Here is a 19,182-nt window from a genome sequence, read left to right on the forward strand (position 1 = left end):
CAAGATGTATCGCGTTTGCTTTCCTTGTGCGCTCCCTTGGATGTGCATGATCACGATTGCCGTTTGTGCTGGTCGCGTTGATGGTGGCCGAGTTTCTGCATGATCACGCTTGGTGTTCGGCCAGCTCAGGCTATGTGCCGGCGAAGTTCTGCATGATCACGATCCGGGATTGCCCAGCTCGGGGCGCGTGTGCGCGAAGTTCTGCATGATCACGCCTAAAGGTCAGTCGTCGTCCTCGTCGTGGCGGGCCAGCCAGGTGGCCAGCCGCTCAACGGGGATCTCGAACTCCGGGTTGAGGTCGACGAACTCGCGCAGCCGCTCGGCCAGCCAGCTCACGCTGACCTCCTCGTCGCCGCGCCTCTCGACGAGCTCCTCGATGCCCCTGTCCGTGAAGTACATGATGTGGTGCTCCAGTTATGGGGAAGTCCCCCGCGGTGAGACCGTGGGGGACTTCCCTGCGTGCCGTACGCCTTCGGACTAGCCGAAGAGTTCTTTCAGCATCCCGCCCAGCTCCGTGTCGTGCTTGGAGTGCGACCCGGTGGCCGGCGAGGAGTTCGGGGTGCGGGACACCCTGTGCAGGGTGTGGCCCCCGAGCAGGTCGGGCTTCTCGGTCATCTTGAGCGCGAGGTAGGGCCACGGTCCCATGTTGGTCGGCTCGTCCTGGGCCCAGACGACCTCGACGTCCTTGCCGTAGCGCGCCAGCTCCGCCTTGAGCGGGTTCTCCGGGAAGGGGTAGAGCCGCTCGACGCGCACCAGCGCGACGTCGCTGCGCCCGGCCTTCTCCCGGCCGGTGAGCAGGTCGTAGTAGATCCGCCCCGAGGAAAGGACGACCTTGGTGACCTCGGACGGGTTGACGGTCGTGTCGCCGATGACCGGCTGGAACGCCCCCGAGGTGAAGTCGGCCGACGCCGACGCCGCGGCCTTGTGGCGCAGCAGCGACTTCGGCGTGAAGACGATCAGCGGCTTGCGGCGGTTCGACAGCACCTGCCAGCGCAGCAGGTGGAAGTAGTTCGCCGGCGTGCTGGGCTGGGCCACGGTCATGTTGTCCAGCGCGCAGATCTGCAGGTAGCGCTCGATCCTGGCGGAGGAGTGGTCCGGGCCCTGGCCCTCGTAGCCGTGCGGCAGCAGCAGCACGACCGACGAGCGCTGGCCCCACTTCTGCTCGCCCGAGGAGATGAACTCGTCGATGATCGACTGTGCGCCGTTGGCGAAGTCGCCGAACTGGGCCTCCCAGGCGACCAGAGCGTCGGGCCTGACCACGCTGTAGCCGTACTCGAAGCCCATGGCGGCGAACTCGCTCAGCAGCGAGTCGTAGACGTAGAACTTCGTGGTGCCGTGGTTGAACGCCTTGAGCGGCGTGTGGTCCTCACCGGTCACCCGGTCGACGAGCACCGCGTGGCGCTGGCCGAAGGTGCCGCGGCGGGAGTCCTGACCCACGAGGCGGACCGGGTGGCCGTCGATCAGCAGCGAGCCGACGGCCAGCGCCTCGCCCGTCGCCCAGTCGACGGCGTCTTCGGCGATCATGGCGCCGCGGCGCTGGAGCACGGGCGCCAGACGCGGGTGAACCGTGAAGCCCTCGGGCAGGTTGAGCTGGGTGTCGATGACCCGCTTGACCGTCTCTTCGGTGATGGCCGTCTTGGTGTCCTCGTGCGACCACGGGATCACCTCGTCGGGCTCGGGCACCACGACGGAACCGGGTTCGAGCGGCTTCTTGGAGGCCTCGCGGGTCTCGGTGAAAGCCCGCTCCAGCTGCTCCTGGTAGTCGCGCAGCGCGTGCTCGGCCTCTTCGACCGTGATGTCGCCGCGGCCGATCAGCGCCTCGGTGTACAGCTTGCGCGTGGACCGCTTGGCGTCGATCAGGTCGTACATCAGCGGCTGGGTGAAGCTCGGGTTGTCGGCCTCGTTGTGGCCGCGCCGCCGGTAGCAGACCAGGTCGATGACCACGTCCTTGCGGAAGGTCTGGCGGTATTCGTACGCGAGCCGGCCGACGCGGACGACCGCCTCGGGGTCGTCGCCGTTCACGTGGAAGATCGGCGCCTGGATCATCCGGGCGACGTCGGTGGCGTAGACCGACGAGCGCGAACTGGCCGGGCTGGTGGTGAAGCCCACCTGGTTGTTGACCACGATGTGCACGGTGCCGCCGGTGCGGTAGCCGCGCAGCTGCGACAGGTGCAGCGTCTCGGCCACCACGCCCTGGCCGGCGAAGGCCGCGTCGCCGTGGACGAGCACGGGAAGGACGGTGAATCCCTCCTCGCCGCGCTCCAGAAGGTCCTGCTTGGCGCGCACGACGCCCTCGAGGACGGGGTCGACCGCCTCCAGGTGCGACGGGTTGGCCACCACCGAGGTGGTGATCTTGGTGCCGCCGGGGGCGACGAAGTCGCCGCCCGCGCCGAGGTGGTACTTCACGTCGCCGGAGCCGTGCGCGCTGCGCGGGTCCAGGTTGCCCTCGAACTCGCCGAAGACCTGGGCGTAGGACTTGCCCACGATGTTGGCGAGCACGTTCAGCCGGCCGCGGTGGGCCATGCCGATGACGACCTCGTCGAGGCTCTCGGCCGCCGCAGTGCTGATCACCGAGTCGAGCAGCGGGATCAGCGACTCGCCGCCCTCCAGCGAGAACCGCTTCTGGCCGACGTACTTGGTCTGCAGGAAGGTCTCGAACGCCTCGGCGGTGTTGAGCCGGCGGAGGATGTTGAGCTGCTCCTCGCGGTCGGGCTTGGCGTGCGGCTTCTCCACCCGCGCCTGGATCCAGGCCCGCTCCTCGGGGTTCTGGATGTGCATGTACTCGATGCCGACCGTGCGGCAGTAGGAGTCGCGCAGGACGCCGAGGATGTCGCGCAGCTTCATCAGCGGGCGCCCGCCGAAGCCGCCCGTCGCGAACTCCCGCTCGAGGTCCCACAGGGTCAGCCCGTGCGACTTGATGTCGAGGTCGGGGTGCTTGCGCTGCTCGTAGTCCAGCGGATCGGTGTCGGCCATGAGGTGGCCGCGCACCCGGTAGGCGTGAATGAGCTCCAGGACGCGGGCGGACTTGGCCACGTCGTCGTCGTGGGTGGCCGAGATGTCCTGCACCCAGCGGATCGGCTCGTACGGGATGCGCAGCGACTGGAAGATGTCGTCGTAGAAGCCGTCGGAGCCCAGCAGGAGCTGGTGGATCCGGCGCAGGAAGTCGCCCGACTGGGCGCCCTGGATGATCCGGTGGTCGTACGTGGAGGTCAGCGTCATGACCTTGCTGATGGCCAGGCGGGACAACGTCTCCTCGGAGGCGCCCTGGTATTCCGCCGGGTACTCCATCGCGCCGACGCCGATGATCGTGCCCTGACCAGGCATCAGGCGGGGCACGGAATGCACCGTTCCGATGGTGCCGGGGTTCGTCAGCGAGATCGTCGTGCCCTGGAAGTCGTCCACGCCGAGCTTGCCCGCGCGGGCCTTGCGGACGATGTCCTCGTAGGCCACCCAGAACTGGCGGAAGTCCATCTGCTCCGCCGCCTTGATCGACGGCACGAGCAGCTGGCGGGTGCCGTCGCTCTTCTGCACGTCGATGGCCAGGCCCAGGCCGACGTGCTCGGGCTTGACCAGGACCGGCTTGCCGTCGACCTCCGTGTAGGAGTAGTTCATGTCCGGCATGGCCTTGAGGGCCCGGACGATCGCGTAGCCGATCACGTGGGTGAAGGAGATCTTGCCGCCACGCCCGCGGGACAGGTGGTTGTTGATGACGATGCGGTTGTCGACCAGCAGCTTCGCGGGGACCGCGCGCACGCTGGTGGCCGTCGGCACCGCCAGTGACGCTTCCATGTTCTGGGCCGTGCGGGCGGCCGCGCCGCGCAGCTTCTCCTCGGCCGCGCCTGCGGGCACGGGGGCCGCGGGCTTCGGCTGGGCGGCAGGGGCGGCCTTGGCCACTGAGGGGGCCACCACGGGTGCCGGCGGGGCCTTCGGTGCGACCGGAGCGGCGGTGCCGTTCGCGGCGGCGGGAGCCGCCGCAGGAGCCGGAGCAGCCGGGGACGTCGGGGGAGCGGCCGGGGAGGCGGCCTTACCCGTCCCGTTGTAATCAGCGAAGAAGTGCCACCAGGCCTTGTCCACAGACTCGGGATCCTCGAGGTACTTCTGATAGAGCTCGTCGACAAGCCATTCGTTTTGACCGAAGCTTGCCAGTGGGTTTGTCCGCGACGACTCAGACGACACGGCGGAAATCGCCTTCTTCCGCAGATCGGCGTTGATGTTTTAGAACCTGTCCAAGGCTACTCGCCTCGGACAGTGTCACGCGCCCGTCGGGTCGCAGCGCTACGGTCATCGTCGCAGGATCGATCGAACAGGTCACGGGCGAGTAGTCCGTCTGGGTGGTCAGACGGCCCTAACCGAATGGTCACGTCTGGACCGTGCCCGGTCTCGGCCGTGTCATTCTTGCGGAATCATTACGCGTGAGTGATCCGATGCGTTCTGTTTCCGCCCTGTTGCGCGAGTTTCAGTCGATGAGCCGCGAGTCGATCCTGACGTCCGGGGAGATCGTCGTGAGCAAAGCGGAGAGCTCCTCGCCCGCGGCCGACAATTCCTCAAGCGACAGCGGTTCCAGCCGTTCCAAGAGGAAAAGGGCGTCCTCGGTCTCTTCGACGATCCGCGTGCGCACGCATTGCCGCCAGTTCCACCTCCGGCAGGTGACGCCCGTGTCGTCCCGCCAGACCACCTCGCCGATCGCCGGCTCGCCGAGCGCCTCCTCTGAAGGCTCGTCGCCCGCCGCCCTGACGAGCCTGGCCGTACCGTCGTAGCGCCGCAGATCCTCCCCGCCGATCGGCAGACCGTGCCGTACGGACACGGAGTTGTAGGCGTCGACCACGAGATTGATCTCCGGGAGCGGCATGCGCCGCACCAGGGCGTCGACCGAGGGCCGGGTGCGCTGCGGCTTGGCGCCGAAGGCCCGGTAGGCGGTGCGCCAGGCCTCGATCTTGTCGTGCTCGACCGGCACCGCGTGCTCGCCCGCGTCGGCCAGCCATGCGCGCGACCGGTCGTCGGACGGCCCGTTATGCAATCCGTACGCGCTGATCACCAGCACGGCGAAGTCGGGACGCAGGGCGGTGACCGCCTCGTCCACGTAGATGTCGTCGATCACGCCGCTCAGCCTACGGCCAGGCCCGCATGGCGAGGGCCGCGACGGCCTCCAGGTCGGTACGGCTCGCGCCGTCGCGGGCCTGGGAGGACATGCCCTGGATGACGGCGGCGACGTAGACGGCCAGGCCGGAGGCGTCGGTCTCCGGTGGCAGCCTCCCTGCGGCGACGTCCTGTTCGATCCGCTCTTCGATCGCCCGCTTGGCCTGGTCTCTGTGCCCGCGCAGCTCGGCCACGACGCCGGGATCGGCGGTGTTCACCCCCGCCGAGATGATCAGGCAGCCGGGCGGATGCGCGCTGTCGGTGTAGACCGCGGCGGCCTCACGGAGCAGGCGCTCGACGCCTTGCCGTGCCGTCGGCTCCTGCTCGAGCGCGCGGACGCTGAACGCGCCATGCGTCTGCTGATAGCGCGCCACGGCCTCGGTGAACAGCCTTCGCTTGTCGCCGAATGCCGCGTAGAGGCTGGGCGGGTTGATGCCCATGGCGGCGGTGAGGCCGGCGATCGAGGTGGCCTCGTATCCGTTCTGCCAGAACTGCTCGAGCGCCTGCTCCAGGGCGGCGTCCCGATCGAACGCCCGCGTCCGTCCCATGGAGGAATTCTATAGCGATCGCTACACTCAGGTTTTGTATCGATCGCTAAAGAAAGGGTGAGGCGATGGGCACGGCTCTGCGCGGCAAGATCGCGCTGGTCACGGGCGCGGGCAGAGGGATCGGGCGGGCGACGGCCGAACGGCTCGCCGCCGAAGGCGCGGTGGTGGCGGTCAACTACGCACGTGACGAGGCGGCGGCCGGGAAGACGGTCGAGGCCATCGTGGCGCGCGGCGGCCGGGCCTTCCCGGTCAGGGCCGAACTGGGCGTCCCGGCCGGCGTGGACGAGCTGTTCGCCGCCTTCGACCGTGAACTGGGTGCGGAGGCCCCGCTGGACATCCTGGTCAACAACGCCGGAATCAGCATGCACGCCCCGATCGAGCAGGTGACTCCGGACATGTACGACCGGGGGTTCGCCGTCAACACCCGGGCCGCGTTCTTCGTCACCCAGCGGGCGCTGCCGCGCATCCCCGACGGCGGCCGGATCGTCATCGTGACCTCGGGTGTCACCCGCATCGCCTTCCCCGAGGGCATCGCGTACGCGATGACCAAGGGTGCGCTGGAGACGTTCACGCTCACCCTCGCCAAGCACCTCGGCCCACGCGGGATCACGGTCAACAACGTCGCCCCCGGCATCGTCGACACCGACACCAATGCGGCCTGGCTCAGAGGAAACGCCGAGGCGTGGCGGGCGTCGGCGGCCCGCGCCGCCCTCGGCCGGGTCGGGGCGCCGGAGGACGTGGCCGACGTGGTGGCCTTCCTCGCCTCCGGCGACGCCCGCTGGGTGACCGGCACGACCGTCGACGCCACGGGCGGCAGCCACCTGTGAATCTGCAAAGGAATATTTGCAAATTTCTCTTTGCAGAGTTAGCGTGAGGGCATGAGCGATGAGGTCTTCCATGTGAGCGATCCGCGGACGCTCAAGGCGGTGGCCCATCCGCTGCGGGTTCGGCTGCTCGGCGCATTGCGGACCGACGGACCGGCGACGGCCACCGAGCTGGGTGCCCGTTTCGGCGAGAGTTCGGGGTCGACGAGCTACCACCTGAGGCAACTCGCGCGGTACGGGTTCGTCGAGGAGGACCTGGACCAGCGGGATCGCAGGGAGAGGCGATGGCGGGCCGTTCACCATGGGACCTCGTGGAGCAACACCGAGATGACGGCGACGGCGGAGGGCAGGGAGGCCACCCAGTTCCTGCGGCGCCGCCAGCTGGAAGTGCTCGCCGCCGACGTGGAGGCGTTCGACCGCGGCACCTGGAGCGAGGAGTGGATCGAGGCCTTCGGGATCTCCGACGACGTGGTGCGGCTCAGGCCCGCGACCCTGCGCTCCTTGCAGGATCGTGTGTGGGAGCTGCTGCGCGAGGCGGTCGAGGAGGACAAGGACGCCCCCGATGCCTGCCGGGTGGCCCTGTTCGTGGCCGCCCACCCCCGCCCCTGAGCTGAGCCCGAGGGCACGCGCTCACACGTGCGCGCTCACACGTGCGCGTGATCATGCAGAAGTTCGCGGACGTGGGCGTTGAGCTGGCCCGACGTTGTGCGTGATCATGCAGAACTTCGACGGCATGCCGTACGAGCTGGGGGTTTTCAGTTCGTGATCATGCAGTTCTTCGGTGGTGTGCCGGCTGACGTGGGCGGATCCAGTTCGTGATCATGCACGAATGCCGGCCATTGCGCGATGACGGCAGCTTATGGGTGGTCGCGAACTTCTGCATGATCGCGATGGATGTTCGCGCAGGTCGGGTGGCCTGGGGGTGAGTTTCTGCATGATCACGCCCCGTGTTCGTGCAGGTGGTGGAGCGTGCGGGCGAACTTCTGCATGATCACCAACCGGGAAGGCGCAGTTCAGACGGCATCCACCCGAACTTCTGCATGATCATGCCCAGGGTCGGCGGGGCTCAGATGGCGTGCGGGTGAACTTCTGCATGATCACGCCAAAAAAAACATGATCACGCCAAACGACAAGAGGAGAAAGGGCGGCAGGGGATGGATGCGGGGAGTGGAGGGAGGGGGCGGTACGCCGTCGTCGAATTCCTCACCTGGTTGCCCGCCGGGCTCATGATGGCGCCGATGGTCCTGCTCATGTCGGTACGCGGGCTGGGCATCGCCGAGATCGGAATGGTCACCGCCGTCTATTCGATCACTGTCGTCGTACTTGAGCTGCCCACAGGAGGGCTGGCGGACGTCATCGGGCGGCGCGGCGTGCTCGCGGCCGCCGCCGCCACCGGCATCGTGGCCTACACGGTGCTGGCGCTGGCCGACTCGGTCGGGCTGTTCCTGGCCGCGTCGCTGCTCAAGGGCGTCGCAAGGGCGTTGTCGAGCGGCCCGGCGCAGGCGTGGTACGTCGACATGCTCCACCGGACGGAGGGTCCCGCCGTGGACCTCAAGCCGGGTCTGGCCGCGGGCGAGGCCGCCGCGTCGAGCGCCCTCGCCCTCGGAACGCTGGCCGGAGGCGTCCTTCCGCTCCTTGTCGGCGGCGGGGGTACATCGCTGGCCGTGCCGATCTGGGTCAGCGCGGGCGTTTCGGCGGTGCTCCTGGTCGCCGTGCTCGTCATCATGCGTGAGCCGTCCAGGCCGGTGCGCCCGCGGCTCGGCGGCGTGGTGCGCGGCGTGCCGGCGACCGTCGTCGGCGGCTTCTCCTTGGCTGTGCGCGACCGCGGCCTGGCGAGGTTGCTGCTGGTCGCGGTGGCGGCGGGCGCGATGCTCAACGCGATCGAGCTGCTCACCCCCGGCCATCTGGCCGCGCTGACCGGCAGCCCGGAGACGGCGAGTACGGTCTACGCACTCGTGGCCGCGGCCGGCTTCGCCGCGAACGCGATCGGCAGCTCCATCGCTCCGGCCGCCGCACGTCTGCTCGGCGGCTCCATACGGGCGGTCGTGGTGGCCACGGCTGTGACGGCGGGAGCCGTCGGGGCACTCGCCGCCTCCGTGGCCCTCGACGGTGTGGCGGGGATGGTCGCCGCCGGGGCCTCCTATGTCGTGCTCTTCGCCGGCCTGGCCGTCGCGTCCCTGTTCCGCAGCGAGCTCATCCACGTGAGGATCGCCGCAGGTCAGCGAGCGACCGTGATGTCCGTCGACTCGTTGCTGCTCCAGGCAGGCGCGGCGGTCTCGTCGCTCACCCTGGTCCCGTTCGCGGCGGTTCGGGGCACTGGAGGCGTCTGGATCGTGACGGCCGTGCTCGGCCTGGCCACGGGTCTGCTCTATGTACGGCTGCCCGCCCCCAAGATTCAGACGCCGATTCCGGCACCAAGCCCCCAGTAGAACGTTGTTCGGGTCGCGGGGCACAATCGGGTGGTGCGAAAGGGGTGCCATCGATGAGCCAGACGACGGTGACGGCGGCCAACGAGGAACAACGCGCCGCGTGGGTCGCCCGGACGCTGCCGGCGGTCGAGCGTGTACGGCCGGGCCTGTGGTCGATTCCGGTGCCCATTCCGATCAATCCACTGCGATATGTGCTCGTCTACGCGCTGGAGATCCCCGGCGGCGTCGCGATCATCGACGCCGGATGGAACACCGACGAGGCCTTCGACGCGCTCGCATCCGGGCTGGGGATCGCCGGCTATGAGATCACCGATGTGAAGGCGGTGCTGGTCACCCACATCCACCCCGACCATTACGGCCTGGCCGGGCGGATCCGTGACGTGTCGGGGGCGTGGATCGGCCTGCACCCGGCGGACGCCAGGCTGGTGCGCGACCGGTACGACGACTCGGCCATAGAGGCGCTCATCAGCCGGGAGCGCACGCTGCTGGTCAGGTGCGGAGTGCCGGACATGACCGCGCAGGAGCTTGCCGGGGCGTCCATGATGGTACGAAATTTCGTGACCATGGCTGTTCCGGATCGCCTGATCGAGGACGGCGAGCGCCTGGACTTGCCCGGCTGGGATTTGAAGGCCATCTGGACTCCGGGACACTCGCCTGGCCACCTGTGTTTCGTCGAGCCCGAGCGCAGGCTGCTGTTCTCCGGCGACCACGTGCTCGCCAAGATCACCCCGATCGTCGCGGTGCATCCCCAGTCGGCGCCCAACCCGTTGGCCGACTACCTGGACGCGCTCAGGGCCGTCGGGAAGCTCGACGTCGACGAGGTGCTGCCGGCCCATGAGTTCAGGTTCCTGGAGCTGGCCGAGCGGGTCGACTATGTGATCGGCCACCACGAGGAGCGGCTGGCCGAGGTGGAGCGCACCCTGGGGGAGACGGGCGGCGCCACGTGCTGGGAGCTCGCGAGCCGGTTGACGTGGTCGAGGCCCTGGGAGTCGATCCCGGCGTACATGCGGAGATCGGCCAACAACGAGACGCTGGCGCACCTCGTGTGGCTGCAGGCCCGGGGGCTGGTCGCGCGCGTGGAGGGCGAGCCGGACATCTGGCTACCCGCGCAGGATTCCCCGCAAACCAAGTAGGAATTGTTGACTACATGCCCGGATGCGTTTAGCGTTTCGGGCATGAGTCGGGACGAATCCGTGATCCTGGGTGCCTATGGGGGCGTGTTTCCCATTGGTTCCATTTCATCGTGAAACGCCGCCATTTGTACGCGGAGGGTCATTTGTCCAGGAAGCTGTACCTCCACACATTTCTGATGGGCGTGGGGCACCACGAGGCGGCATGGTGTCATCCCCGCACCGATCCCCGGAGGGTGACCGCGGGCACCCCTGAGCGGATTGACAGCGCGGCCGGCGGATTCACCATCGTGCCGTTCACCGGCTTGGAGGGCGCGTCGGAGCCCCAGGCCAGGCACCAGCACGAGGGGCGGACCCTCAGAAACACGGACGGCGTGGCCAGGCCCGCGCGCGGCCACGCCGTACGGGCAGCACACACCGAGGCGGCCGGCTCCTTGGCGGTGGCGTCGTGAGCACGGAGGGAAGTGCGATGAGCATCGTGACAGTGGTGGGAAACCCGCGGGAGGGCTCTCGCACGCTGGCCGTGGCGGCCAGGGCGGCGGAGGAGCTGGCCAGGCAACTGGAGCAGCCGCCGTCAGGGCACGTGGTCGACCTGGCCGCCCTCGCGCCGAACCTGCTCGCCCGCGATCCGGGCCCCGACGTGGAGACGGCGCTCAAGCTCGCCCTCGACGCCGACGTCCTGGTGGTCGCCAGCCCCACTTACAAGGGGACCTACACCGGGCTCCTCAAGGTGTTCCTCGACCGGTTCCCCCACCAGGCGCTGGCGGGCAAGGCCGCTCTCCCGCTGCTGGTCATGGGGGACCCGAAGCATTCGCTCGCGGTCGAGGTGCACCTGCGGCCTTTGCTCGTGGAGCTCGGCGCGTTCGTGCCCACGCCCGGCCTGGCCGTACTGGAGTCGGTGTTGCCGCGCGACCTGTTGCCGGGCGATCTGGGGGCGGAGGGCGCGAGCGCTCCCGAACTCGACGAGCTGCTGGACAGGTGGGCCGGTCAGGTGGCCCCGCTGCTGGCGTACCGCCGGGAGCTTCCGGCATGAGCGGCGGCGGACGGACACAGGCATGGGAAGCGGAACGGAGACCGGCAGGGAGGTCGGGCAGATGACCGCGGCACATGAGGACTCCGCTCCTGGAGCGCCGGTTGCGGCGCCCCTGCGGCTGGTGTCCCCCGATGAACTGGTGTCCCCCGATGAAAGCGCGCCGGCCCAGGGCGGCTCGACGGCCGGAGCGCCGGTCACCGGCGGTCCGGTCGGCGGTGACGAGTTCCGGCGGGCGCTCGCCGTACACGCGGCGGGTGTGGTCGTGGTCACCGCGCGGCCGGGCGGCGTGCCCGTCGGGCTCACCGCGACGTCGTTCTCCTCGGTCAGCCTGGAGCCGCCGCTCGTCTCGTTCTACGTCGCCCGGTCGTCGACGACGTGGCCGTCGTTACGGCTGGCCGACCACTTCGCGGTGAACGTGCTCGCGAGCCACCAGGCGGAGCTCGCCGCGAGGTTCGCGAAGAAGAACACCGACCGGTTCGCCCACCCCACCCAGTGGAGTGAGGGGCCGCAGGACCTGCCGTTCCTCGACGAGGCGTCGGCGCACCTGGTGTGCCGTCCCCACCACACGGTCGAGGTCGGCGACCACATCCTCGTCGTCGGCCTGGTGACGTCGACGAGCGTGAGCTCGGCAGGGCGCCCGCTCATCTACCACAAGGGCAGATTCGGCAGGTTCATGCCCTACTGAACGGCGGAACGTCAGGCCAGACGGGCGGTGCCCCGGCCTGTGGCGAGGGGCAGGTCGAGGATCGTGCGGATGCCCGGCGGCGCCGCGCACACGGCGGCTATCGAGTTGACCGCGTGCGCGGCGGCGCCCGCCAGGCCGTGCGACACCTCGTCGATGGTGACGGCCATGGTGGGCCGCCCCTCGATGTGGACGGCGAACCCCGGAGCCGCCCATCGTGGCACCCTCTCGGCGTCCGCCTTGTAGACGCACTCCACCGTCATGAACGGACGGTTCCGTACGAGCCCGGTGAAGATCCACCGGGAGGCGCACACCGTGCCCGGCCGTACGACGCCCGCGGCGATCTCGAACTGTTCGGCGGACAGCTCGAATTCGTCGCTCTCCTCGATCTCGTCGAGCACCACGCCGAGCGTCGAGGTCACCAGTTGCACGCTCTCGGTGAACAGGGACCGCTGGTAGGCGCGGAAGGGGCGTACGGCGTCGGCGTACTCCTTCGGCGTACGGGTGAAGCCCATGAGGTCGGCCACGATCTGCCGGGACGGATGGCCGCGGTAGTCGGACGACTCGCGCACGTAGATGTGGTCGAGCCGGTCGGACAGGCCGCTCAGGGCCAGGGGCAGCAGGTCGCTCATGAAGCCCGGATTGATGCCCGTGCCGTGCAGCGATGTGCCGCCGCGGGCGCAGGCCGACTCCAGCCGGTCGACCACGCCCGGGCCGTACGCCTGGGGGTAGACGAAGCCGGTGGTCGTGATGACGTTCTTGCCCGACGACAACAGGGCGCAGATCGTTTCGAGGTCGGTCGCGGGATCGCCGCCGAAGTAGGACGCGGGAAGGGGCATGTGCAGGACGCAGTCGGCGTCCATCGCCAGCACCTGGTCGACGTCGTCGGTGCAGGTGACTCCGACCGTGCCGAGCCCCACCAGCTCACCGGCGTCGTGCCCGACCTTGTCGGGGTCGTAGACGAGCACTCCCGCCAGCTCGAACTCCGGACGAGTTATCAAATTCCGCATCGCGTATCCCCCGACTGCGCCGGTGGCCCACTGGACCACGCGCAGGGGTGGAATTGAGGGCATGCGTGGCCTCCAGCCAGGTCGCTCAGGGCGGGGGCCGTGCTGGGAGGGGTGTCGTCGGTGACCCACGCCCGTCAGGGGCCCAGAACTATAGCAGAAATTCACAGGATTGATCACGATCCGCGGTGATCTGTTGCCGACTGGCTTCTAGGTCCGCACGCTATTGTTCAGGGCACTAGAACCTTGTTCTCCTTCGAAGGGTGGGCGACATGCCGGATCTGAGGTTCGACGGGAAGGTCGCAGTCGTCACGGGAGCCGGACACGGCCTCGGTCGTTCGCACGCGCTGCTGCTCGCCGAGCGGGGCGCCAAGGTGGTCGTCAACGACCTCGGCGGCGCACTCGACGGTTCGGGCGCCTCCACCGGACCCGCCGGAGAAGTCGCCGACCTGATCGGCAAGAACGGCGGCGAGGCCGTGGCCAGCGCGGACAACGTCGCCACCCCCGAAGGCGCCCAGGCCGTCGTCCAGGCCGCGATCGACGCCTTCGGCCGGGTCGACATCGTGGTCAACAACGCAGGCATCCTGCGGGACAGGTCGCTGGGCAAGATGACCGTGGAGGAGTTCGACGCGGTCCTGGCCGTACATGTGCGCGGGTCGTTCCTCGTCACCCGGGCCGCGTTCCCCCATATGAAGGAGCAGGCGTACGGGCGGGTCGTCAACACCTCCTCGCCCGCCGGGCTGTTCGGCAACTTCGGCCAGGTCAACTACTCGACGGCGAAGATGGGCCTGGTCGGCATGACCAAGTCGGTCGCCATCGAGGGTGCGCGGGCCAACATCAAGGCCAACGCGATCGCGCCCATCGCGTGGACCCGGATGACCGAGTCGCTGTTCCCCGCCGAGTTCGAGGACAAGCTCACCCCCGGGCGGATCAGCCCCCTCGTCGCCTTCCTCGCGCACGAGAGCTGCGAGGCCAGCGGAGAGGTGTTCTCCGTCGGCGGTGGCAGGGTCGCCCGGGTCTTCGTCGCCGAAGGGCCGGGCTGGCGTACCGACGACCTCACGATCGAGGCGATTCACGACAACTGGGACGCAATCATGGTTGAGGAGCCCCACCTGCCGACGAAGCTGGGTGAGCAGGCGACCGCCTCCATGACGGCCATGCTGTAGCTGGGCATTTTCTTTTGGGCCGGTGCCGCGGGTTCCTGCGGGCCGGCCCGCTGTGCATGATCACGATGGGTGTTCGTGCTGGTCGTATGGCGTGGCGTCGAACTTCTGCATGATCACGGCGGGTGTTCGTGCAGGTGGTACGGCGTGGCGTCGAACTTCTGCATGATCACGGCGCGGGTTTTTTTACGGCGAGGTTGGGCGGTGTGCGGCGGGGGTTCATGGTGATGGGGAGGGGGTGACGCGGGACGGAGGGGCGGCGTGGCGGGGGATGGGCTCCCGGCCGGGAGGCTGGCGGAGCCTCGTCGCCGGAACGGGCGTGACCGGCGTGGTGCGCCTCAGCGGCGCGCGGTCGAGGGTGAACTCCTCGCCGTGGTGGGACAAGGTCAGCGCCTGCCCGTGGAGGAGCTCGTAGGTCGTCGTGTCGGCCGTGACGGTCACACGCAGCAGCCGCCCGCGGTAGCGGATGCGGAAGCAGAGCCGGGTGATGCCGGAGGGCAGCCGGGGGGAGAAGCACATGCGGCCGTTTCCCGCCCGCATGCCCCCGAATCCGGCGACCAGTGCGGTCCACGCCCCGGCCAGTGAGGCCATGTGGACGCCGTCCCTGGTGTTCTTCTCCAGGTCGTGGAGGTCCATGAGCGCGGCCTCGCCGAGATAGTCGTAGGCGAGGTCCAGCTGCCCCACCTCGGCGGCGATCACGGCCTGGGTGCACGCGGACAACGACGAGTCCCGGACCGTCAGGCGCTCGTAGTAGGCGAAGTCGCGGGCCTTCTCCTCGGGGGTGAACGCGTCCCCGCGCAGGTGGAGGGCGAGCACGAGGTCGGCCTGCTTGACCACCTGCTTGCGGTAGAGGTCGAAATACGGGAAGTGCAGCAACAGCGGATACTGCTCGGGCTTGGTCGAGTCGAAGTCCCACACCGCGTGCCGGGTGAACCCCTCGCTCTGCGGGTGCACGGCCATCCGTTCGTCGTAGGGGATCACCATCGCGGACGCGGCGTCGCGCCAGATCGCGATCTCCTCCAGGCCGACGCCGAGCTCCTGGGCCCGGTCGGAGTGGCGCACGCACGCGTCGGCCGCCGCGCGCAGGTTCTGCTGGGCCATGAGGTTGGTGTAGACGTTGTTGTCCGAAACGGCGCTGTACTCGTCGGGACCGGTGACGCCGTCGATGCGGTACTGCCCCTCGATGTCGTGGTGGCCGAGGCTCGACCACAGCCGGGCGGTCGCGACGAGCAGCGGGACGCCCGTCTCCCGTTCGAAGTCGGCGTCCTCGGTGGCGTCGACGTAGCGAACGACGGCGTCGGCGATGTCGGCGTTGATGTGGAACGCCGCGGTGCCGGCCGGCCAGTATCCGGAGCACTCCTCGCCGTTGATCGTCCGCCAGGGGAACGCGGCGCCGCGCAGCCCGAGCTGCTCGGCGCGGTCCTCGGCCTTGGGAAGGATCGACTGCCGCCACTCCAGCGCGTCGGCGGCCGACCGGGGATGGGTGTAGGTGAGGACGGGCAACACGAAGCTCTCGGTGTCCCAGAAGGCGTGCCCGTCGTAGCCGGACCCCGTCAGCCCCTTGCCGGGGACCGGCCGGCGCTCCAGCCGGGCGCCGGACTGGAGGAGGTGGAAAAGCCCGAACCGTACGGCCTGCTGGACCTCCGCGTCGCCCTCGACCTCGACGTCGGCGCCGGCCCAGAACTCGTCGAGGTAGGCGCGTTGGTCGGACAGCAGGCCTTCCCAGCCCGTGAGGTGGGCCGCGGCGAGGGCGGCCACCACCTGGTCGTGGAGGGCGGGGCGGGAGCGTTGGGCCGACCAGCCGTAGGCGAAGTATTTGACCAGGCGCAGCCGTTCCCCCGGCTTGAGCCGGGTGGCCACCGTCAAGCGGCTGACGTCGTCACCGCCGTCGGCCTCCGCGCGCGTGCCGGTCGGGCCGTCGATGTCGTGGCGCATCGCCGCCGCCACACGCAGGCGGCTGGCCCGGGTGCAGTGGACCATGACGGCCACGCCCGACGTCCCGGGCGTGTTCTCCTCCAGTTCCAGGGGCGCCTCCAGCGCCGCGGCCGCGCGCGGGTCCTCGCCCATGCCGGGCAGGGTCTCGTTGGCCACCAGTTCGGACTGCACGACGACGCTGAGCGGCTGGTCGACGGGTTCGACCTCGTAATGCACCGCGGCCACCGCCCGGTGGGTGAACGACACGAGCCGGGTCGAGCTCAGGCGGATCTCGCCTCCCGCGGGCGAGGTCCAGTGGACCTTGCGGGTGAGGGTGCCCGCACGCATGTCGAGGCGGCGCTCGTGGTCGTGCAGCGTGCCGTACCGCACGTCGAACGGCTCGTCTCCGACCAGCAGCCGGATGAGCTTGCCGTTCGTGATGTTCACAACCGTCTGGCCGGATTCGGGGTAGCCGTAGCCCGCTTCCGCGTACGGAAGGGGCCGCAACTCGTAGACCGAGTTGAGATAGGTGCCGGGCAGCCCGTGCGGCTCGCCCTCGTCGAGGTTGCCGCGCAGGCCGATGTGCCCGTTGGACAGTGCGAACACCGACTCGGTCTGCGGCAGCACGTCGAGGTGCAGGCGGCATTCGCGGATCCACCAGGGCTCAACGGTGAAGGCGGGATGCTGGATCATCACGGCTCCATGTGCTCCGTCGGTTTCATTCGCGGGTTCGGCATGCGGCGCGGGCCGCCGGTCAGGTGGGTTTCAGCAGGTCGGCGAGGTCGGTGACGACGGTGTCCGCGCCGTGGTCGCGCAGCGCGGCGGCCTGTCCCGCCCGGTCGACGCCGACGACCATGGCGAAACCCCCGGCTCGCCCCGCCTCCACTCCGGCGAGGGCGTCCTCGAACACGGCCGCCTGCGCGGGGGTCAGCCCGAGCGCCTCCGCTCCCGCGAGGTACATGTCCGGCGCGGGCTTGCCCGCCAGCCGGCGCCGCCGGGCGACCTCGCCGTCGACCCTCGCCTCGAAGAGGTCGCCGATGCCCGCGGCGGCGAGCACCCGTTCGGTGTTGGCGCTGGACGACACCACGGCTGTGAGGAGCCCGGCGTCGCGGGCGGCGCGCACGTAGCGCACCGAACCCTCGTAGACGTCCACGCCCTTCTCGTCGAGCACCTTCTGCACGAGCGCGTTCTTGTGGTTGCTGACTCCGTTGACCGTCAGGGCGCCGGGCGGGTCGCCGGGCTCTCCCTCGGGCAGGTCGATGCCCCTGGCGTCGAGGAACGAACGGGTGCCGTCGAGCCGCTTCTTGCCGTCCACGTATCGGTCGTAGTCGGCCACCTCGTCGAACGGCGTGAACGGCGTCCCCGTGCGCTCGCTCCACGTGTGCAGGAACTCGTCGAACGCGCGCTTCCAGGCGGCGGCGTGGACCGTGGCGGTCCGCGTCAGCACGCCGTCCATGTCGAAAAGGCAGCCGCGGACCTCGTCAGGCAATCCCAGCATCTGCCCCCCCTGGCGCCGAATCCGGGTGTTCTTCCGATGTCTACCCCCCACCGCGAATTCCGCCCATAGATTCAACTTTTGCCGTTTTCGGCGAAAGGTTGCATCAGATCGATAAAAGAGCTTCCCGTGCATGCGGTAAGAGAGGTACGTTTTACGACATCACCTTGACGCGGAGGCGCGTTGTGAAGCGGAGCATCATGCGGCCGGAGAACGTGCATCAAGCGTCCCTTTTGCGTCTCCTAAGGGACGGGGGACGATCGCGGGCGGAGCTCGCGGACGTGGTCGACCTGTCCCGATCAAAGCTCAACGTCGAGCTGGACGCCCTGATCGAACTCGGACTCGTGGAGGCGGCCGGGCTCGCCGACTCTCGCGGAGGCAGGCGTTCCGGCAAGGTACGGCTGTCGCCCGACACGCGTTTCGCCGGGATCGACATCGGGGCCACCTCGATCGACGTCGCGGTGACCAACGGCGAGCTTGAGGTGCTCGCCCACGTCAGTGAGCCGTGCGACATCCGCGAGGGCCCCGCCGCGGTGCTCGACCGGGCCGTCGACCTGCTCGGAAAGTTCCGCGAGAACGGGCTGTTCAGTCAGCTGCACGGCGCCGGCATCGGGGTTCCCGGGCCGGTGAGCTTCCCCGAGGGCGTGCCGGTGGTTCCACCGATCATGCCGGGCTGGGACCGTTATCCGGTGCGCGAGGCGATCGGGCAGGAGCTCGGCTGCCCCGCCATGGTCGACAACGACGTCAACATCATGGCCCTCGGCGAGCTGCATGCCGGCCTGGCCCGCAACGTCGACGACTTCCTGCTGGTAAAGATCGGCACGGGCGTCGGCTGCGGCATCGTGGTGGGCGGCAAGATCTATCGGGGCGTCTCCGGAAGCGCCGGCGACATCGGGCACATCAGGGTCGACGATCTCGGCCCGGTCTGCGCGTGCGGCAACTCCGGCTGTCTCGAGGCATATTTCGGCGGCGCGGCCTTGGCGAGGGAGGCCGTCGCCGTCGCCCGTTCGGGCGCCTCGCCGTACCTGGCCGGGCGGCTGGAGGCGGCGGGCGAGCTCGGCGCCGAAGACGTCGCCATGGCGGCCGCGCAGGGCGACGCGGAGGCCATCCGGCTCATCCGCGACGGCGGGCACCGGGTCGGGCAGGTGCTGGCCAGCCTCGTCAGCTTCTTCAACCCCGGCCTCGTGATCATCGGGGGAGGGGTTGCGAAGCTCGGGCACGTGCTGCTCGCGGAGATCAGAAGCGTGGTCTACCGCCGATCACTGCCTCTCGCCACGGGCAACATGCCCATCGTCTTGTCAGAACTCGGGGACATCGCGGGCGTCGTCGGGGCCGCCCGCCTCATCAGCGACCACGTCTACTCGGCCAAATAGCGCTTCGCGCGCCCCCCACCCCCCAGGAGAGTGCGATGACCGAGACCGATCCGATCAGCCCGCCTCGCCCCGACAGACCCGCCTCAGGCTCCCCTCCGAACGCCTCGGTGTCCGCGCTGACCCGCCTCGGGAACGTTCCTCATCTGGGGTTGGTGGTGGCGCTGGTGTTGCTGGCGCTGGTGGGGGTGGTGACGGCGCCGGATACGTTCGCGACGTCGTCGAATCTGGTCAGCATTTTGGCGTTGGCTTCGACGATCGGTGTGATCACGGTGGGGGCGACCTTCGTGATCATTGGTGGGGGGATCGATCTGTCGGTCGGTGCGGTGATGGCGTTGGCGTCGGTGTGGGCGACGACGCTGGCGACGCAGGCGTACGGGCCGTGGGTGATGGCGGTGTGCGCGGTTGTGGTGGGGACCGGGGCCGGTTTGGTGAGCGGGTTCCTGGTGGC

At 69.2% G+C, this 19,182-nt stretch carries 16 protein-coding genes and 1 pseudogene; 10 read left to right on the top strand and 7 right to left on the bottom strand.

Annotation, left to right across the window (positions count from 1 at the left end; translation table 11 throughout):
• Positions 1-222: 222 nt before the first annotated feature.
• The 4 genes from Pth03_RS36245 to Pth03_RS36260 form a co-directional block, all read right to left on the bottom strand.
• Positions 223-399: a DUF6104 family protein gene (locus Pth03_RS36245; RefSeq protein ID WP_203949006.1), complete on the bottom strand. Its 177-nt coding sequence runs from the start codon at positions 397-399 to the stop codon at positions 223-225.
• A 78-nt stretch (positions 400-477) separates the two neighbouring features.
• On the bottom strand, positions 478-4,176 hold the full coding sequence (locus tag Pth03_RS36250) for a multifunctional oxoglutarate decarboxylase/oxoglutarate dehydrogenase thiamine pyrophosphate-binding subunit/dihydrolipoyllysine-residue succinyltransferase subunit (protein ID WP_203949007.1): 3,699 nt from the start codon (positions 4,174-4,176) through the stop codon (positions 478-480).
• Positions 4,177-4,456: 280 nt separating this feature from the next.
• The gene (locus Pth03_RS36255) at positions 4,457-5,098 is read right to left on the bottom strand and encodes a B3/B4 domain-containing protein (protein WP_203949008.1); all 642 of its coding nucleotides are present in this window, start codon (positions 5,096-5,098) and stop codon (positions 4,457-4,459) included.
• 10 nt (positions 5,099-5,108) lie between these two features.
• Positions 5,109-5,684 carry a TetR/AcrR family transcriptional regulator gene (locus Pth03_RS36260; RefSeq protein WP_203949009.1) on the bottom strand — a complete coding sequence of 192 codons (576 nt, stop codon included), beginning with the start codon at positions 5,682-5,684 and terminating at the stop codon, positions 5,109-5,111.
• Positions 5,685-5,749: 65 nt separating this feature from the next.
• On the opposite strand from Pth03_RS36260, the gene Pth03_RS36265 reads away from it, so the two are divergent.
• The 7 genes from Pth03_RS36265 (at position 5,750) to Pth03_RS36295 (ending at position 11,785) form a co-directional block, all read left to right on the top strand.
• Positions 5,750-6,511 carry an SDR family oxidoreductase gene (locus tag Pth03_RS36265; RefSeq protein ID WP_203949010.1) on the top strand — a complete coding sequence of 254 codons (762 nt, stop codon included), beginning with the start codon at positions 5,750-5,752 and terminating at the stop codon, positions 6,509-6,511.
• 51 nt (positions 6,512-6,562) lie between these two features.
• Positions 6,563-7,117, top strand: a complete 555-nt coding sequence (locus tag Pth03_RS36270; RefSeq protein ID WP_203949011.1) for a winged helix-turn-helix domain-containing protein — start codon at positions 6,563-6,565, stop codon at positions 7,115-7,117.
• A 545-nt stretch (positions 7,118-7,662) separates the two neighbouring features.
• On the top strand, positions 7,663-8,937 hold the full coding sequence (locus Pth03_RS36275) for an MFS transporter (RefSeq protein WP_203949012.1): 1,275 nt from the start codon (positions 7,663-7,665) through the stop codon (positions 8,935-8,937).
• A gap of 53 nt (positions 8,938-8,990) precedes the next feature.
• Entirely contained in the window at positions 8,991-10,070 is a 1,080-nt protein-coding gene (locus tag Pth03_RS36280; RefSeq protein WP_203949013.1) for an MBL fold metallo-hydrolase, read from the top strand.
• A 143-nt stretch (positions 10,071-10,213) separates the two neighbouring features.
• Positions 10,214-10,519, top strand: coding sequence for a hypothetical protein (locus Pth03_RS41825; RefSeq protein ID WP_239119635.1), 306 nt, complete (start codon positions 10,214-10,216; stop codon positions 10,517-10,519).
• A gap of 17 nt (positions 10,520-10,536) precedes the next feature.
• Positions 10,537-11,100 (top strand): NADPH-dependent FMN reductase, encoded by a 564-nt coding sequence (locus Pth03_RS36290; RefSeq protein ID WP_203949014.1) that lies wholly within the window; start codon positions 10,537-10,539, stop codon positions 11,098-11,100.
• Between the two features lie 22 nt (positions 11,101-11,122).
• Positions 11,123-11,785 (top strand): flavin reductase family protein, encoded by a 663-nt coding sequence (locus tag Pth03_RS36295; RefSeq protein WP_308442411.1) that lies wholly within the window; start codon positions 11,123-11,125, stop codon positions 11,783-11,785.
• An 11-nt stretch (positions 11,786-11,796) separates the two neighbouring features.
• Here Pth03_RS36295 and Pth03_RS36300 read toward each other — a convergent pair whose 3' ends face one another.
• Entirely contained in the window at positions 11,797-12,855 is a 1,059-nt protein-coding gene (locus Pth03_RS36300) for an NAD(P)H-dependent amine dehydrogenase family protein (protein ID WP_203949015.1), read from the bottom strand.
• Positions 12,856-13,061: 206 nt separating this feature from the next.
• Here Pth03_RS36300 and Pth03_RS36305 point away from each other — a divergent pair, with 206 nt between their 5' ends.
• The gene (locus Pth03_RS36305) at positions 13,062-13,955 is read left to right on the top strand and encodes an SDR family oxidoreductase (protein WP_203949016.1); all 894 of its coding nucleotides are present in this window, start codon (positions 13,062-13,064) and stop codon (positions 13,953-13,955) included.
• Positions 13,956-14,171: 216 nt separating this feature from the next.
• Here the strand turns inward: Pth03_RS36305 and Pth03_RS36310 are convergent, their stop codons facing one another.
• Both Pth03_RS36310 and Pth03_RS36315 read right to left on the bottom strand, forming a co-directional pair.
• A complete protein-coding gene (locus Pth03_RS36310; protein ID WP_203949017.1) occupies positions 14,172-16,559 on the bottom strand; it encodes a glycoside hydrolase family 65 protein in 2,388 nt (795 codons plus the stop codon).
• Between the two features lie 61 nt (positions 16,560-16,620).
• The gene (locus Pth03_RS36315; RefSeq protein WP_203949018.1) at positions 16,621-17,364 is read right to left on the bottom strand and encodes an HAD family hydrolase; all 744 of its coding nucleotides are present in this window, start codon (positions 17,362-17,364) and stop codon (positions 16,621-16,623) included.
• Between the two features lie 278 nt (positions 17,365-17,642).
• Here Pth03_RS36315 and Pth03_RS36320 point away from each other — a divergent pair, with 278 nt between their 5' ends.
• Complete coding sequence (locus Pth03_RS36320) at positions 17,643-18,734, top strand: ROK family protein (protein WP_239119636.1); 1,092 nt, start codon at positions 17,643-17,645, stop codon at positions 18,732-18,734.
• A 35-nt stretch (positions 18,735-18,769) separates the two neighbouring features.
• Positions 18,770-19,182 (top strand): annotated as a pseudogene (locus Pth03_RS36325) (ABC transporter permease); the annotation flags it as partial.

This window comes from Planotetraspora thailandica, assembly GCF_016863335.1.
Classification (GTDB): Bacteria; Actinomycetota; Actinomycetes; order Streptosporangiales; family Streptosporangiaceae; genus Planotetraspora; species Planotetraspora thailandica.